Origin of the sequence: Bradyrhizobium sp. CCGB01 (assembly GCF_024199795.1) — a bacterium.
In the GTDB taxonomy this organism is placed as follows: domain Bacteria; phylum Pseudomonadota; class Alphaproteobacteria; order Rhizobiales; family Xanthobacteraceae; genus Bradyrhizobium.
Genome location: NZ_JANADK010000001.1, coordinates 3,427,781 through 3,443,205, shown reverse-complemented (window position 1 = coordinate 3,443,205; position 15,425 = coordinate 3,427,781). Strand labels below are relative to the sequence as shown.

The 15,425-nt window shown below is 63.6% G+C and carries 16 protein-coding genes; 5 read left to right on the top strand and 11 right to left on the bottom strand.

Going from position 1 to position 15,425, the window contains the following annotated elements; translation table 11 throughout:
- Window positions 1–86: 86 nt before the first annotated feature.
- The 4 genes from NLM25_RS15730 to NLM25_RS15715 form a co-directional block, all read right to left on the bottom strand.
- Window positions 87–1,064, bottom strand: a complete 978-nt coding sequence (locus NLM25_RS15730) for a HEAT repeat domain-containing protein (protein WP_254137538.1) — start codon at window positions 1,062–1,064, stop codon at window positions 87–89.
- Window positions 1,065–1,066: 2 nt separating this feature from the next.
- Window positions 1,067–1,300, bottom strand: coding sequence for a ferredoxin family protein (locus tag NLM25_RS15725; RefSeq protein ID WP_007593252.1), 234 nt, complete (start codon window positions 1,298–1,300; stop codon window positions 1,067–1,069).
- 33 nt (window positions 1,301–1,333) lie between these two features.
- Complete coding sequence (locus NLM25_RS15720; RefSeq protein ID WP_254137537.1) at window positions 1,334–3,076, bottom strand: fumarate reductase/succinate dehydrogenase flavoprotein subunit; 1,743 nt, start codon at window positions 3,074–3,076, stop codon at window positions 1,334–1,336.
- Between the two features lie 102 nt (window positions 3,077–3,178).
- Window positions 3,179–3,952 (bottom strand): ferredoxin--NADP reductase, encoded by a 774-nt coding sequence (locus NLM25_RS15715; RefSeq protein ID WP_254137536.1) that lies wholly within the window; start codon window positions 3,950–3,952, stop codon window positions 3,179–3,181.
- Between the two features lie 216 nt (window positions 3,953–4,168).
- Here NLM25_RS15715 and NLM25_RS15710 point away from each other — a divergent pair, with 216 nt between their 5' ends.
- The 5 genes from NLM25_RS15710 to NLM25_RS15690 all read left to right on the top strand — a co-directional run bounded on the left by NLM25_RS15710 (window position 4,169) and on the right by NLM25_RS15690 (window position 8,803).
- Window positions 4,169–4,465, top strand: a complete 297-nt coding sequence (locus tag NLM25_RS15710) for a gamma-butyrobetaine hydroxylase-like domain-containing protein (protein WP_254141190.1) — start codon at window positions 4,169–4,171, stop codon at window positions 4,463–4,465.
- Window positions 4,466–4,658: 193 nt separating this feature from the next.
- Window positions 4,659–5,432, top strand: a complete 774-nt coding sequence (locus NLM25_RS15705; RefSeq protein WP_254137535.1) for a Crp/Fnr family transcriptional regulator — start codon at window positions 4,659–4,661, stop codon at window positions 5,430–5,432.
- A gap of 181 nt (window positions 5,433–5,613) precedes the next feature.
- Window positions 5,614–7,035 carry an ABC transporter substrate-binding protein gene (locus NLM25_RS15700; RefSeq protein WP_254137534.1) on the top strand — a complete coding sequence of 474 codons (1,422 nt, stop codon included), beginning with the start codon at window positions 5,614–5,616 and terminating at the stop codon, window positions 7,033–7,035.
- A complete protein-coding gene (locus NLM25_RS15695; protein WP_254137533.1) occupies window positions 7,032–7,934 on the top strand; it encodes an ABC transporter permease in 903 nt (300 codons plus the stop codon). The genes NLM25_RS15700 and NLM25_RS15695 overlap by 4 nt, the downstream gene beginning before the upstream one ends.
- Window positions 7,931–8,803, top strand: coding sequence for an ABC transporter ATP-binding protein (locus NLM25_RS15690; RefSeq protein ID WP_254137532.1), 873 nt, complete (start codon window positions 7,931–7,933; stop codon window positions 8,801–8,803). Before NLM25_RS15695 ends, NLM25_RS15690 begins: the two co-directional genes overlap by 4 nt.
- 200 nt (window positions 8,804–9,003) lie before the next feature.
- On the opposite strand, the gene NLM25_RS15685 is transcribed toward NLM25_RS15690, so the two are convergent.
- From NLM25_RS15685 to NLM25_RS15655, 7 genes are all read right to left on the bottom strand, one after another.
- Window positions 9,004–10,062 (bottom strand): putative sulfate exporter family transporter, encoded by a 1,059-nt coding sequence (locus NLM25_RS15685; protein ID WP_254117811.1) that lies wholly within the window; start codon window positions 10,060–10,062, stop codon window positions 9,004–9,006.
- 111 nt (window positions 10,063–10,173) lie between these two features.
- A complete protein-coding gene (locus NLM25_RS15680) occupies window positions 10,174–10,392 on the bottom strand; it encodes a hypothetical protein (protein ID WP_254124242.1) in 219 nt (72 codons plus the stop codon).
- Between the two features lie 163 nt (window positions 10,393–10,555).
- A complete protein-coding gene (locus NLM25_RS15675) occupies window positions 10,556–11,269 on the bottom strand; it encodes an ABC transporter ATP-binding protein (RefSeq protein ID WP_254137531.1) in 714 nt (237 codons plus the stop codon).
- A complete protein-coding gene (locus NLM25_RS15670; protein ID WP_254117809.1) occupies window positions 11,266–12,021 on the bottom strand; it encodes an ABC transporter ATP-binding protein in 756 nt (251 codons plus the stop codon). Before NLM25_RS15670 ends, NLM25_RS15675 begins: the two co-directional genes overlap by 4 nt.
- 2 nt (window positions 12,022–12,023) lie before the next feature.
- Window positions 12,024–13,043 (bottom strand): branched-chain amino acid ABC transporter permease, encoded by a 1,020-nt coding sequence (locus tag NLM25_RS15665; RefSeq protein ID WP_254137530.1) that lies wholly within the window; start codon window positions 13,041–13,043, stop codon window positions 12,024–12,026.
- On the bottom strand, window positions 13,040–13,942 hold the full coding sequence (locus NLM25_RS15660; RefSeq protein ID WP_254117807.1) for a branched-chain amino acid ABC transporter permease: 903 nt from the start codon (window positions 13,940–13,942) through the stop codon (window positions 13,040–13,042). Before NLM25_RS15660 ends, NLM25_RS15665 begins: the two co-directional genes overlap by 4 nt.
- Before the next feature lie 87 nt (window positions 13,943–14,029).
- Entirely contained in the window at window positions 14,030–15,289 is a 1,260-nt protein-coding gene (locus NLM25_RS15655; protein ID WP_254137529.1) for an ABC transporter substrate-binding protein, read from the bottom strand.
- Window positions 15,290–15,425: the final 136 nt, after the last annotated feature.

Sequence of the window (15,425 nt, the reverse complement as noted above, 5' to 3'; positions counted from 1 at the left end):
CGGCCACATTCGCTGCAGCCGATCCCATTGGCGAAGACCAATAAACGTCTGACGGGGGAAGTCCAGAGCGGGAGCCGACCCCTCTGTTATGCCCCTGCCCGCGCCTTGCGGGCCGCGATCTGCTGCAGCGCCCAACGCGCGTTCTTGCGGACATCAGGGTCGGCGTCGTCGGCAATGACGGCCAGGAATGCCTCGCCGTCGGGATGGGCGATCTCGCCGAGTGCGGCAGCGGCCTCCTTCCGCAAATTCGCCTGGTCGTGGTTGATGCAATTGCCGATCGGACGCACCGCGCGCTCGATCTTCATCTTGCCGAGGCTGCGGATCGCCTTCAGCCGCACCTGCCAGAATTCGTCGGCGAGCGAGCCGACGAGCTGGTCGGCGGCAAGCGAACCGTTGACGTTGAGACCCAGCGTTTCCGCCGCCATCTCGCGGACCATCCAGTCGGAATCCTTCAGCGCGCGCGTGATCGTCTCGGCCGCCGGCTTCATCTGCGAGAACGCCAGCGCACTCACGGCGGCGCGACGCACATGGGCATCGGGGTCGATGATCAGGGCGGTCAGCGCGGGGATGGATTCTTCCAGCTTGAGGAATCCGATCACGCCGATCGCCTGCACGCGCACAGCGGCATCGGAGTCCTGAAGCGCTTCCAGCGCCGGCTTCAGCGTGTCCTTGCGGCGCAATTCCTTCAGCGCGCGCAAGGCGCCCATGCGGACAAACGCGTGGGCGTGCTTGACCAGCGGCAGGACGATGTCGGCGCAGGCGGGATCCTTGAACTCGGCCATGCTGTCGGCGGCAGCCGCCGCGACGATCCTTTCGGGATCGACCAGCAGCTTGACCAGCGCGCTCGCAGCCTCCGGCCCGTCGAACTCACCGAGTGCCATCGCGACCTGCTGGCGCACGCCGGCGTCGGGATCGGCGACCATGTTGGCGAGATGTGCTACCGCGGCGGGATCACCGGAATGGCCGAGCGCGATGATGGCGACGCGGCGTTCGGCGGGATCGGCGGCCTGAAGCCGCTCGTCCGCGTCCTCCAAGTCGTCGTAGGATTCAAACGGGCTCGACATGATCACCTCAACAGATAGGGAATGTTGACGGTGACGGCGCCGGTCGGGCAATCGGCCTCGCAGGGCATGCAGTACCAGCACTCGTCATAGGCCATGTAGGCCTTGTTGGTCATGTCGCTGATACGCAAGACGTCGAGCGGGCAGACATCGACGCAGACGGTGCAGCCCTTGTCGGCGATGCATTTGGCGTCGTCGACGACCACCGGAACCGATGTCTGGTAGGAGGCGAGAGGCATTTGATGTCTCCTGTTGCTTGCTGTTGCGGTGGGTCAGGCGGTCGCGCGGATGCGCTGCTTGTCGTAGAGGTCCTTCTCGTCGTCCGCGATCGGCACGACATAGGGCTCTACCGCGCGCTTCTCGCTGGTCATCTTGCCGTTCTGCTTGGACAGCAGCGTGTGGCAGAACCAGTTCTCGTTGTCCTTCTCCGGAAAATCCGTGCGCCAGTGATAGAGGCCCCAGCGGCTCTCCTCGCGGTACAGCGAGGCATGCACAGCCATGTCGGCGCAGTCCATGATCGACTGCACCTCAAGGGCGCGGAGCAGCTCATGCGCGTTGCGCGCGATCATGTGCTCCTGCATGTCCTGCCGCGTCTCGGCGAGGCGGCGCGCGCCGAGCTCGTATTTGCGCGTGACTTTTGGCGGCTGGAGATAGTCGTTGACCAGGCGGCGGGTCTTGTACTCGAGCTGGTTCGGCGGGATGCCGTCCTCGCGCTTGGTCGGCGCCAGCACGCGGTCGCGCTCGATAGCGACATCGGCGGCGTCGAACTCCGCGAAATCATGACTATCGGCGAACTCCATGGCGTCGACGCCGGCAACCGCCCCATTGGTGAAGGCGCCGAGCATGTAATTGTGCGGCACGCTCGCCATGTCGCCGGCGGCGTAAAGGCCCGGCACGGTGGTGCGCGCATTGTCGTCGACGAACACGCCGGAGGCGCTGTGGCCGGAGCAGAAGCCGATCTCGGAAATGTGCATCTCGATCGAGTCGTTGCGGTAGTCGACGCCACGCCCCTGCTGGAACAGGCCGCGCGTCGGACGCTCGACCTTGTGCAGCGTGGACTCGATCTCGGAGATGGTGTCGGGATGGAGATGCTTGAGCTGGAGAAACACCGGGCCCTTGCCGGATAGCAGCTCGTTATAGAACTCCAGCATCATCTGGCCCGACCAATAGTCGCATTCGATGAAGCGCGAGCCCTCGTTATTCGCCGTGAAGGCACCGAACGGGCCGGCGACATAGGCGCAGGCCGGGCCGTTATAGTCCTTGATCAGCGGATTGATCTGGTAGCATTCGAGGTTCGCGAGCGCGGCGCCGGCGTGATAGGCCATCGCGTAGCCGTCGCCGGAATTGGCGGCGTTCTCATAGGTGCCGAACATGTAGCCGGAGGTCGGCAAGCCCAGGCGGCCCGCGGCACCCATGCAGAGGATCACGGCCTTGGCTTTGATCACCAGGATCTCGGCGGTGCGGGTGTTGACCGAGATCGCGCCGGCGATGCGGCCGTCGGACGATTTCAGCAGCCGCGTTGCCATGTAGCGATTCGAGATCAGGATGCGGGCGCGGCGGAGCTGGCGATACAGCGCCTTCTTCACGGTCTCGCCGTTCGGCATCGGCAGAACATAGGTGCCGATGTGGTGCACCTTCTTGACGGCATAGTCGCCGTTCTCGTTCTTCAGGAAGCGGATACCGAAGCTGTCGAGCTCCTCGACGATCTTGTAGCAGTTCTGGGCGTATTTATAGACCGCCTTCTGGTCGACGATGCCGTCGTTGGCGATGGTGATTTCCTTGGTGTACTGCTCGGGCGTCGCGTAGCCGGGGATGACGGCGTTGTTCAAGCCGTCCATGCCCATCGAGATCGCACCGGAGCGCTTGACGTTGGCCTTTTCGAGCAGGACGACATTGGCCTTCGGGTTCTTCAGCTTCGCCTTGAGCGCCGCCATCGGGCCGGCCGTGCCGCCACCGATCACTAGCACGTCGCAGGAAACCTCCGAAAGTCCGTCGACGATCTGATCTAGTGCCATCGCTTGCTCCTGGTTCGCCGATAGCCGGCGCCTTTGCGTCAGATTTGTTCAGGCGGCTTCTCGGCGATAGCAATTAGTTGTCGCCGGAATGCGATTTGTCCCTCACCGCTCGACGAAGGCCTTTTCGATCACGAAATGGCCAGGCTGGCTGTGGTTGCCCTCGACAAAGCCGCGCGCGAAGAACATCGCAGGCAGCTCATCCAGCATCGCCGGGCTGCCGCACAGCATGATGCGGTCGGTCTCGATATCGAGACCTGTTAGCCCGATATCGTCGAACAGCTGGTTCGACGCGATCAGATCGGTGATGCGGCCGCGATTCCGGAACGGCTCGCGGGTGACGGTCGGGTAGTAGACGAGCTTGTCGCGGATCAACGGCCCGAAAAATTCGTGATTGCGCAGGCCGTCGACCACGTGCTCGCCATAGGCGAGCTCGGAGACCTGGCGGCAGCCATGGGCGAGCACGATCGTCTCGTAATTTTCGTAGACGTCGGGGTCCTTGATCAGGCTGGCGAACGGCGCGAGGCCGGTACCGGTCGAGAGCAGCAGCAGGCGCTTGCCCGGAATGAGATTGCCGGTGACCAGCGTGCCCGTGGCCTTGCGGCCGACCAGGATGATATCGCCTTCCCTGATCTTCTGGAGACGCGAGGTCAGCGGGCCATCCGGCACCTTGATCGAGAAGAATTCGAGCGCCTCCTCGTGATTAGCACTGGCCATGCTATAGGCTCGCATCAAGGGCTTGCCTTCGACCTCAAGGCCGATCATGGCGAACTGGCCGTTCTGGAAGCGAAAGCCGGGATCGCGCGTTGCGGTGAAGCTGAACAGCGACTCGGTCCAGTGTCTGACCGACAAAACCGTCTCCTTCTGAAATGCGCTCATCCGTCGTCTCTCCTTGCCTGCGGTGACGCAAGGTCTCGGAGAGCGAGGAATCGGGCAACGCGGAAGTGAAATTCCCGGTCGATTAGTTTCACATTTCGCGGGCGATGATCGAAGACGAGGCAGCGAGCGGCTCCGCCGCGCGCTCGCGCCGGCAATTAGTTGCTATCCGCGCTCGCCCGCGCCGACATAAGAAGGAGTCGGAGATACGTCATGACCATGACCTTGATGGCACCGACCGTGGCCGACTATGAAGCGAGCGCCGATCTTGCGTCGCTCCTCGTCCGCACCACGCAGGACGATGCGCTGAGCGTGCCCGCGGAAAAACTTCGCCTCTCCTGCAAATGCGCCCACTGCACCCGCGCCCGCTTCGACGGCCGCTTTCCCCAAGCATTTCCGGGGATCGCCATTACCGAGATCGGCGACCTCGGTTACGGGCTGAACATCTCGTTTTCGGATGGGCACAACCGGGGGATTTACCCGAAGCCGTATCTGTTGAGTTTGGCGGGGCGTTAGGCGCTGAACGTCTCTCACGCTCCGCTGTCATTCCCCGCGAAAGCGGGGAATCCAGTACGCCGCGGCTTCTCCGTAACCCATTGCTGTCTCTGGAATACTGGGTCGCCCGGTCAAGCCGGGCGACGACAGCGGAGTTAATCTGGCACGGACATTGCTCCTCTTTAGAACGATTTAAACGTTCCGGAGGCGGCTCATGTTGCAGGCGGCGAATGCGGTTCGCGGGGCTGTTCCCCCGGCAGTCCGGCCTGCCGGCAGCTCTTCGCTGCTGCTCACCGAGAACCAGCAGTGGATCGGCGGACCGCCGCCGCTGATGGACAAGCTCTCGCCACGCGAGCGGGAACTGGTGCTGAAGCAGGGCCGGCGAAAGGTGCTCAATCGCGGCCAGACGCTGTTCAGCCAGGGTGGCAAGCATGACGGCATCTGGCTGATCGAAAGCGGCCGCATCCGCGTGTTCTACACCTCGCCGCTCGGGCGCGAGATCACGCTGGCGTATTGGCATGTCGGCAATTTCGTCGGCGGGCCCGAGGTGTTCGAGGGTACCGTGCACCAATGGTCCGGCGTCGCCTCCAGCAATTGCAGCGTCGTGCATCTGCCCGGAAAGGAGCTACGGACCCTTGCCGCGGAGATCCCGAACCTCGCGATCGGCCTGATCGAGGGCCTCACCTTCAAGGGTAAATGCTATTCGGCGCTGGCCCAGATGCTGGGGACGCGATCGATCACGCAGCGCCTTGCGCATCTGCTGCTGCATCTCGTCGAGCTTTACGGCGTCGAGGACGCCGACGGCCGCGTGATCGCGGCGGCCTTCACCCATGCCGACATCGCCCACATGGTCGGCGCCACGAGGCAATGGGTCACGATCAGCCTGAAGCGCATGCAGGAGAAGGGAATCGTGCTGACCAAACGGTCGCAGATCGTGGTGTGCCGAACCGACGTGCTGGAGGAGATGCGCGGCCACGCATCTGATTGAAGGAGTTTGCGACCAGGGTCGGTGCACAGGCAAGCAGCTTTATAATGCAGGACTGCCCAAGGAGTATGCAATCGGCTTTTCCCGGCAACTAATCGACTGCGGCACTCATTCCGGATTTGCCCTGCCCGCCCCCTCACCCAATCATGGCAAGCACAGCACATCCAACCGAATGAGGATGAGAATGGTCCGCCATCTTCCCACGCTCTCGATCGCGGTGTCGGTGACGTCGCTTGCGCTTCTCATCGCGCAGCCGGCTTCGGCGGAAACCGTCACCCTCGGCATCGGAACGCAGGACACCACGACCAACACGGTGACCGCCGGCGTCGTCATCAGGCAGCTGCATCTCCTCGAAAAATACCTGCCGACATCAGGCAAGTACGCCAACATCAAGTTCGAGATGGAATGGCAGAACTTCACGTCCGGCCCGCCCGTCACCAACGCGATGATGGCGAACAAGCTGCAGATCGGCATGATGGGCGACTATCCGCTGATTGTGAACGGCTTCACCTTCGACAGCAATCCTGAGAGCAAGAGCCGCCTGATCGGGATCGCCGCTTACAGCCTCTCGGGGTCCGGCAACGGCATCGTCGTCCACAAGGATTCGCCCTACTACGATCTCGCCGATCTCAAGGGCAAGCTCGTCAGCGTGCCGTTCGGATCCGCCGCACACGGCATGGTGCTGAAGGCGATGCAGGACCGCGGCTACGCGTCGGATTTCTTCCAGCTGGTGAGCCAGAGCCCCGAGGTCGGCTCGACCAATCTCCAGGAGAAGAAGATCGATGCGCATGCCGACTTCGTCCCCTTCGCCGAGCTGCTGCCGTTCCGCGGGTTTGCGCGAAAGATCTTCGACGGCGTAGAAACCAATCTGCCGACCTTCCACGGCATCGTCGTCCGCACCGACTTCGCCGAGAAATATCCGGAGGTTGTCGTCGCCTACTTCAAGGCGCTGATCGCCGCCAATCAGTGGCTGCGCGACGATCCCAAGCTGGCCGCCGAGAAGATCCAGGAATGGACCGGCATCAACAAGGAGGTCGTCTACATCTTCTTGGGACCCAGCGGCAACATGACCACCGATCCCACGATCAAGCCCGCGCTGATCGACGCTGCCACCGCCGACGTCAAGGTGCTTCAGAACCTCGGCCGCATGAAGGAGTTCGATCCGAAGAAGTGGGTCGACGACAGCTACATCCGCAAGGCCTATGCCGAGATGAAGCTCGACTATGACGCGCAGCTCGCCAGCACGAAGAACTACGAGATTTCCGGCGGGGACACCTTCTGCAAGAAGCCGATCGCCGATCCGCGCAAGGCCGGCGAGGTCTGGGTCGACGCTTCAGGCATCATGCCCTTCTCGTCGGCCAGTTGCACACTCGGCGCCTATGCCGACTTCAAGGCCAAGGGCAAGAAGATCAACGTTGCCTATGTCTTCGACACCACGCGTGGCATCAAGCTGTTCGCGGACCAGGCCTTCTTCGCAGTCGGCAATGGCGAGGTCGCGCCGTTCCTGCTCAAGAAGGACGCGGAAGCCTATGCCGCCAAGATCAGCGGCAAGGTGCTTGGCTTCGATGACGCGGTGAAGGCAGCGGTCGGCGGAGGCAAGACGTGAGCAGCCCCGCCCTCGCCAGACCTGCCGAGAACAGCATGCCGGCAACATCAGAGGCTGGCCCCGTGCCCGCCGTCACGCCATCCGCGACACCGCCATCCTTCGGCACGCTCGCACTGCGCTGGTACCGCCTCAACCGCGACGGCCTGCGCGCGACTGCGATCGGAATCATCTCGCTGCTCGCCTTCCTGCTGGTCTGGCACCTGCTCACGACCTATCGCGTCGTGTTCTTCGTGCGCTTCACCAACGTGCCCTCGCCGCTCGCGGTCTATGCGAGCTTCACCAAGGCGATCCACGATCCCAAGTTCCTGATGCATGTCGTCCTGAGCTGCCGGCGCATCTTCATCGGCTTCTCGCTGGCGGCCATTGTCGGCGTCCCGCTCGGCCTGATCATGGGTCGCTTCAAGCTGGTCCATGAGATCATCTTCCCCGTGGCCGAAGTGCTGCGGCCGATTCCGGCGATCGCCTGGGTGCCGATGGCGATCATGCTGTGGCCGACCAACGAGCAGAGCATCGTCTACATCACGTTCCTCGGCTCGTTCTTCCCGATCCTGGTCAACACGCTGCACGGCATGTCGCTGGTCGACCCCGTGCTGGTGCGCGCGGCCCAATGTCTCGGCGCCCGCGAGCGCTCGATCTTCCGGGAGGTGTATTTTCCGGCCTCGCTGCCGCACATCTTCACCGGCCTCACGGTGGGCATGGGCGTCGCCTGGGTCTCGCTGATCGCCGCCGAGATGATCTCGGGCCAGTACGGCATCGGCTATTTCACCTGGGAAGCCTATTCGCTGGTCCAATATGCCGACATCGCGCTTGGCATGATCGCGATCGGCGTGCTCGGCCTCGGATCGAGCCTGCTGATCCGGGGGGCCGGACAATTGGTGATGCCGTGGAGGCTGAAATGACCGAGATTCCGACCAAAGCGCCGCAGGGTCATATCGAGGTCAAGAACTTTTCCCTGAGCTACGACAGCATCGAGGGACCGGTTCGGGCCGTCACGGACACGCAGATCCATGTCAGGCCGGGCGAATTTGTCTCCATCGTCGGCCCGTCCGGTTGCGGAAAATCGACGCTGCTCAACGCGGTCGCCGGCTTCCTCAAGCCGACGACAGGAATCGTCACCGTCGACGGCGAGCGCGTGAACGGACCCAGCGCCGAGCGCGGCATGGTGTTCCAGCAATATTCGCTGTTTCCCTGGAAGACGGTGCGGGAGAATGTCGAGTTCGGCCTGAAGATGCGCGGCATGCCGCGCTCGCAGCGCGAGCGCGCCGCACGCACGCTGCTCGGGCTCGCAGGGCTCGAAGCGTTCGAGAAGCATTACCCGGAAAAGCTCTCCGGCGGCATGAAGCAGCGCGTCGGCATCGTCCGCGCGCTCGCGACCGGGCCGAAAGTGCTGCTGCTCGACGAGCCTTTCGGTGCGCTCGACGCGCAGACCCGCGTCATCATGCAGCAGATCCTCACCAACATGTGGCAGCGGCTGAAGATCTCGGTGCTGTTCGTCACTCACGACATCGACGAGGCGATCTTCCTGTCCGACCGCGTCTACTGCATGACCGCGCGTCCCGGCTCGATCAAGGCGGAGATCCCGATCCCGCTGGAGCGGCCGCGGCAGCAATCGATGATGATGTCGTCGGAGTTCCTGGCACTCCGCCGCGGGCTGATGTCGCTGATCCGCGAGGAAAGCATCAAGGCGATGGGCGGCGAGATCAGCGACATGGGTATGCAGGGGCTCAACATCGAGCTGCACGGCGCCTCGCTGGCCGATGTGATTTAGCTCTCTTCTCGACGCTTGCGCGCTGCCTTTCCTTCTCCCCTTGTGGGAGGAGGTGGCGCGAAGCGCCGGATGAGGGCTTCTCTCCGCGTGCTGATAAAGAGTGGGACTCGCGGAGAGAACCCCTCACCCGTCTCGCCGCTCACGCGGCGAGCCACCCTCTCCCACAAGGGGAGAGGGTAAGCACCACCATCGCGGCAAAATCACTTAAACCAGTGCACCAGCGCGATGCTGATTCCGAGCAGCAGCATCAGCGACAGCGTCACAGCCGCTGTCACCCGGCCCCCGACATTCGCCAGCACCCGCACGTCGACGCCCAACCCAAGCGCCGCCATCGAGACGACGGTGAGGAATCCGGTGATCTTGGTCACCGGCCCGACCACCGTGCCCGGCACGATCTCGAGCGAGCGCAGGGTCGCCAGGGCAAGGAAGCCGAGGATGAACCAGGGGACGAGACGGAAGAAGCCCACATTGGTCTTCTTAGCCCCGCTCTGCCAGCGCGAGGCGACCAGTGAGAGGCCGACGACCACCGGCCCGAGCATCAGCACGCGCATCAGCTTCACGAGCGTGCCGATCTGCGTCGAGACCAACCCGGCCGGGACCGTCGCGGCCAGCACCTGCGGCACCGCATAGACGGTGAGGCCCGCGAGGATGCCGTATTGCGTCGCCGACAATTGCAGCAGCGGAATCAGCAGCGGCAGGCCGAGGACCATCATCACGCCGAGGATCGCCGTAAAGGAAATCGAGGATGCGATCTCGTCGTTGTTGGCGCCGATGATCGGCGCCACCGCGGCAATCGCCGAATTTCCGCAGATCGAGTTGCCGCAGGCGATCAGGATCGACAGCCGTGTCGACAGACCCAGCATCCGGCTGAGACCAAAGGAGACGCAGAGCGCGATCACCACGACCGCGGCGATCGATGCCAGCAGCGCGATGCCGGAGGCCGCGATGGCGGCGAAGCTGATCGACGCTCCGAGCAACATCACCGCGACTTCGAGGAGCTGCTTGGCGCTGAAGGCGATGCCGGCCTGCCAGCGCGGCGCGGGCTTCCAGAAGCTGCGGAGCGCCATCCCGAGCAGGATCGCCATCACCAGCGCCTCGACATAGGGATGCTCGAAGACGCCCAATTCCGCGTGCTCGAGCAGGGCCGAGACACCGGCGACGGCAATACAGAGGAGAATGCCGGGAATCAGCGCGACGACGCGGCTAATGGCAGTGGTCGGCTTGGCGTCGGCCTGGCTGGATGCTTGATTCTGCGACACAAATCTCTCCCAGAAGAGAAGGATTTATACGCAGCGCCGTCTGATTGGGGAATAAGTTTTCGGCATATCAGGGTCGAGGGAAGTTCTGTCCCCGACCCGGAATAATCGGCCTCAGAAGATCAGGCTTTTGGCCAGCGAGGCGACGCGGCTGAAGCCGTCATAGATGCCCGGCTCGAAGAAGGCTGCGCGCGCAAGCACGATACCCGCAACCAGCGTCCAGAAGATGCCCGTGCCGGCCCGCAGCAGCATTTTTGAGGCGCGCGACCGCGGCTGGGTGTCGGTTGCGGACACCAGTTGCTCGCCGAAGGGCTCAAATCCAGTACGTTCCATGGCCGTCGATCCATCAATTTCTGACGGAAATGTCGTCGTTTCGGCCCAAAACGGCAATGGAAGCGATTGGCTTTTTTGCCCAGCGAAGGGGAAACTCCTTCCGCAGGACGATCCCGGGGCAATAGTTTTCTTCTTCCGCCCTATTTGGGCACCGGAGCCCCGGCTAGAGCGCCAGGTAACGGCGGCGGATGGCGTCGTTGGCCTTCAGCTCGTCGATTCCGGCGGCATAGACGATCTGGCCCTTGTCGATGACCGTGGCGTGGCTCGCCAGCCCCAGGCAGAAATGCATGTTCTGCTCGGCGATCAGCACGGTCGATCCGAGTTGGCGGAGCTGCCGCAGCAGTTCGCCGATCCGCTGCACGATGATCGGCGCGAGCCCTTCGCTCGGCTCGTCCAGCAGCAGCAGCGCGGGATTGCCCATCAGCGTGCGTGCGATGGCGAGCATCTGCTGCTCGCCGCCGGACAGTCGTCCTGCAATGCGATTGCGCAAAGGCTCCAGCAGCGGGAAGACCTCATAGATGCGCCTGATGGACCATTCGTCCTGTCCATCCGGCCCCTTCTTCTTCCCGATGACGAGATTGTCCTCGACCGTGTGCTCCGGAAAGATCTGGCGATCCTCCGGCACGAAGCCGAGACCGGCGCGCGCGATCGTGTGCGGCTTCAGACCCGAGATTACCGCACCGCGCAGGCTGATCCTGCCCCGCCGCGGCGGCGCCAGCCCCATGATCGCCTTCATGGTCGTCGACTTGCCGGCGCCGTTGCGCCCGAGCAGCGCCATGGTCTCGCCCTGCCGCACCGAAAGGCCGACGCCGAACAGGATCTGGCTGGTGCCGTAATAGACGTCGAGATCGGCGACTTCGATCACGGTCGCGCTCATGCGGCGGCTCCCGCATGTTCGGTGCCGAGATAGGCGTCGATCACCGCGCTGTTGCTCCGGATCTCGTCGGGCGTGCCGGTTGCCAGGATGCGGCCGTAGCAGAGCACGACGATCTTTGGAGCGATCTTGAACACGATATCCATGTCGTGCTCGATGAAGACGACCGTGATCTTCTGGGTGTCCCAGAGCTCGCGCACCTTGTCGATCATGCGCCAGCGCTCTTCCGGACCCATGCCGGCGGTCGGTTCGTCCAGCAGCAGCACCTTTGGTTCGAGCACCAGAGCGAGCGCGATATCGAGGAGTTTCTGGTCGCCGTGCGAGAGCGTCGCCGCCGTGCGGTTACGCTTGCCGGCAAGACCCAGCAGCTCCATCACATGCTCGGCGCGGTCTCGCGTCTCAGCCAGCGGAAAGCGCTTGTGCAGCACCGCCGAGGAGCGCTGGTCGGCGCTGACGGCGGCAAGCATGGTCTCCTGCACCGTCAACGATTTGAAGATGCTCGCCACCTGGAAGGCGCGGCCGATGCCGTGACGCACGATTTCCGGCGGCGAGCGGCCGGCCAGATCGATACCGTCGAGCAGCACCTGGCCTGAATCCGGACTCAAGGCACCGGTGATCAGGTTGAAGAACGTGCTCTTGCCGGCACCGTTGGGGCCGATCACCGCGGTGAGCGAGCCGTCGGGGAAATCCAGCGAGACATCGTTGGTTGCCTTCACGCCGCCGAAGGATTTTGCGAGGTTGCGGATCTCGAGCATGACTAGCGCCCCTCGCCTGCGTCACGTCGGTGGGCGAACCAGTCGGCGACGAAATCCAGCAGGCCTTTGCGCAAGCCCAGCGCGAAGAACAGGATGACGATGCCGAGCACGATGCCGTGGTACTCGGTGAACCGCGTGACGGTATCGTTGAGCAGAAGCAACAGCACGGTGCCGACCATCGGTCCCAGGAAGGTCGAGACGCCGCCGAGCATGTTGATGAAGATGCCCTCGCCCGAGATCGTCCAGTAGGCGAATTCCGGATAGGCGCCGGAGACGAACAGTGCCATCACCATGCCGCCCATCGATGCGAACAGCGCGGCCAGCACGAACACTGTGAGCTTGGCACGCCAGACGTCAATGCCGAGAAAGCTTGCGCGCGCCGCATTGTCGCGGATCATGCGCAGCGTGTAGCCGAACGGCGATTGCGCGATCTGCCGCATCGCGAGCAGACCGAGGATCAACAACGCGCAGCTCGCGACATAGAGATGAACGTGGTTGGCAAGATCGATGCCGAGGAAGACGGGCCGCGGAATGCCGCCGCGCAAGCCCTGGTCGCCGCCGGTAAAGGAGGCCCAGGACAGGATGGTCGAGTGGATGAGCATCTGGAACGCGAGCGTCACGAAGGCGAAGTAGATCTCCTTCAGCCGCACGCAGATCGCGCCGATGACGGCCGCGATCCCGGCCGTGATCGCCAGCGTCGCGACGAAGGCGACCGGAATGGGCACGCCGAGCTTCTGCATGATCAGGCCGAAGCTGTACGCGCCGAGGCCGAAGAACATGCCGTGGCCGAACGACGTGAGCCCGGTGTATCCGACCAGCAAATTGAGCGAGGTCGCGAACAGGCCGTAGGCCGAGCAGCGGATGACGAAATCGAGCAGCGCCTTGCTGCCCGTGAACAGCGGCAGGCTCGCCAGCACGGCGAACGCGATCACCGCAATCAGGACGTCGCGATAGCGTTGAAGGGCCGCACCGCTGCGCACCGGTGCCAGCGTCTCGGCGCGTCCGGCCTCCAGCTCGGTCATGCCGCCTCCTTGCCGAACAGGCCGGTGGGCTTGGAGACCAGCACGATCACCATGAACAGGTACATCAGGCCCTCCGTGAACAGGGGAAAGCCGAGCGAGCCGAACGAGCGGATCAGGCCGAGCAGCAGTGCGCCGATCAGCGCGCCCAGGATCGAGCCCATGCCGCCGATCACGGTGACGATGAAGGATTCGATCAGCACCGAAAAACCCATGCCGGGCGTGAGCGAGCGCACCGGCGCCGCGAGCGCGCCGGCAAGTCCCGCCAGCATGCCGCCGAGCGCGAACACCCCGCCGTAGATCAGGCCGGTGTTGATGCCGAGCGCCGAGACCATGCCGGGATTGTGTGCCGCCGCCCGGATCACCTTGCCGATACGGCTGCGCGAGAGCCCGATGCCGAGCACGATCGCAGCGACGAGCGCGACGCCGATCAGCAGCAGGTAATAAGGCGGCACGACGCCGCCGGCGATGAACAGCGGCATCACCTGGAATGCCGCGGGCATGCCCATCGACTTGAATTCCGGCCCCCAGATGATGCGCACGACATCGTCGAAGATCAGCACGAAGGCGTAGCAGACGAGCAGCTGCATCAGCACGTCGGCGCCATAGACGCGGCTCATGAAGACACGTTCGAAGATCAGGCCGAGGAGCGCGGTGCCCGCCGCTCCCGCGAGCATCGCGAGCGCGAAGCTTCCCGTGAGCTGATAGGCCGTCATCGCAAAATAGGCGCCGAACATGTAGAAGGCGCCGTGGCTGAAATTGACGACCTTGAGCACGCCGAAGATCAGCGTCAGCCCGACCGCCACCAGAAAAAGCAGCATGCCGATGATGAGGCCGCTGGTGGTTTGCGTCACCAGGCAGGAGGAACTGGAGAGACAGCCGGCAAGCGCGTCGAGATCCACGGAAGCACTTTCATTGTCGTGCGCCGGACGCGGCGCGGAAAACGAAACGAAGGCGGAGACGGTTGCCCGCCTCCGCCCCGGACATGATCAGGTGTAGCCCTTGCTCTTCTTCCACTCGGCTTCGAGTTCGAAGATGGTCTTCCAGTCGCCGGCCTTGACTTCGGGCACATACGGCTCCTGCGGGATCGTGGTGCCCCAGCCGATGGCGTAGCCGACCAGCGTGTGATCGTCGCCGCGCATCGTCACAGTGCCGTCGGCGCCGAACGGGCACTTGATGGTGAGGCCCTTCAGGACTTCTGCGATCTTCTTGCCGTCGGTGGAGTTCGCCTTCTTCGCGGCCTCGCTCAGGAACATCACCGCGGTCGCGTTCTGCCATGACCAGTTGGTCGGATATTCGTTGTACTTGGCCTTGTAGGCATCGCCCCAGGCGGCGTTCTCCGGCGTGGTCGGGAACGTCTTGATGTAGCGGTTGCCGGAGTGGATACCCTTCGGCAGGTTCTTGACCACCGTGAGCGCGGTGTAGTCGGCCATGTTGACTGCGAACACCTCCATCTGGCTGAACATCGCGTAGATGTTGGCCTGGTCGATGTAGGAGGTGAGATCGCCGCCCCACAGGCAGGAGTACAGCGCCTGCGGCTTGGCCTGCAGAATCTTCGTCACCACTTCGGTGTAGTCGGGCTGGAACAGCTTTGGCCAGGATTCGCTGATCACCTCGACGTCAGGCGCAAAGCGCTTCAGGTACAGCGTGAATTCGCCGGTGGTGTCACGTCCGTAGGCATAGTCCGGCGAGCAGGTCGCCCATTTCTTCAGGCCCTTGGCCTTCGAGATCGAAGCGGCGTAGCTGCCGCCGACGATGGAATCGTGGATGCCCTGGCGGACGCAGCGGAACGCGTTCGGGATGTGCTGCTTCGGATCGGCCGTCAGCGAGGACGCTTCCGAGCAGGTGTGGACGCAGAGTACGCCAAGATCACGCGCCACTTCGTGCACGGCGAACGATCCGGACGACGCCTCGCCGTCGATCAGCCATTCGCAGCCGTCGGTGTTGACGAGTTCGCGCGCGACGCGAGCGGCTTCCTGCGGCTGGCCCTTGGAATCCCGGATCACCATCTCGATCTGCCGGCCGGCAAGACCGCCGGCGGCGTTGACCTTGTCGACCTCGAGCATCACGGCATTGCGCGACGACGTGCCGAGCTGTGCGACGCGGCCCGACAGAATCGTCGGCATGCCGATCTTGATCGTCTTGGCTTGGGCACGTGCCACCCACGGCGCGGCAACACTCATCGCACCGGCGCCCATCAGCGCCAGTGTTGAACGGCGGCTGATGCCCGGCGTGCGGGTTCTCGTCATTTTCCCCTCCCTCTTTCGGGTCGGCGTTTCCTGGTCCCGTTTCCTAGTTTCTTGCCGGAGATCGTCTCGTCTCCGTGCTCCCAACAATTTCAGAGGCAGGGGGTGACGTCAAGACAAACATGAATTATGAGTCAGT

Coding starts and splice junctions, on each gene's coding strand:
- NLM25_RS15665 (WP_254137530.1), bottom strand. CDS start 13,043: ATGACCGAGCTGGAGGCCGGACGCGCCGAGACGCTGGCACCGGTGCGC.
- NLM25_RS15720 (WP_254137537.1), bottom strand. CDS start 3,076: ATGGCACTAGATCAGATCGTCGACGGACTTTCGGAGGTTTCCTGCGAC.
- NLM25_RS15705 (WP_254137535.1), top strand. CDS start 4,659: ATGTTGCAGGCGGCGAATGCGGTTCGCGGGGCTGTTCCCCCGGCAGTC.
- NLM25_RS15700 (WP_254137534.1), top strand. CDS start 5,614: ATGGTCCGCCATCTTCCCACGCTCTCGATCGCGGTGTCGGTGACGTCG.
- NLM25_RS15680 (WP_254124242.1), bottom strand. CDS start 10,392: ATGGAACGTACTGGATTTGAGCCCTTCGGCGAGCAACTGGTGTCCGCA.
- NLM25_RS15655 (WP_254137529.1), bottom strand. CDS start 15,289: ATGACGAGAACCCGCACGCCGGGCATCAGCCGCCGTTCAACACTGGCG.
- NLM25_RS15730 (WP_254137538.1), bottom strand. CDS start 1,064: ATGTCGAGCCCGTTTGAATCCTACGACGACTTGGAGGACGCGGACGAG.
- NLM25_RS15670 (WP_254117809.1), bottom strand. CDS start 12,021: ATGCTCGAGATCCGCAACCTCGCAAAATCCTTCGGCGGCGTGAAGGCA.
- NLM25_RS15690 (WP_254137532.1), top strand. CDS start 7,931: ATGACCGAGATTCCGACCAAAGCGCCGCAGGGTCATATCGAGGTCAAG.
- NLM25_RS15725 (WP_007593252.1), bottom strand. CDS start 1,300: ATGCCTCTCGCCTCCTACCAGACATCGGTTCCGGTGGTCGTCGACGAC.
- NLM25_RS15715 (WP_254137536.1), bottom strand. CDS start 3,952: ATGAGCGCATTTCAGAAGGAGACGGTTTTGTCGGTCAGACACTGGACC.
- NLM25_RS15710 (WP_254141190.1), top strand. CDS start 4,169: ATGACCTTGATGGCACCGACCGTGGCCGACTATGAAGCGAGCGCCGAT.
- NLM25_RS15675 (WP_254137531.1), bottom strand. CDS start 11,269: ATGAGCGCGACCGTGATCGAAGTCGCCGATCTCGACGTCTATTACGGC.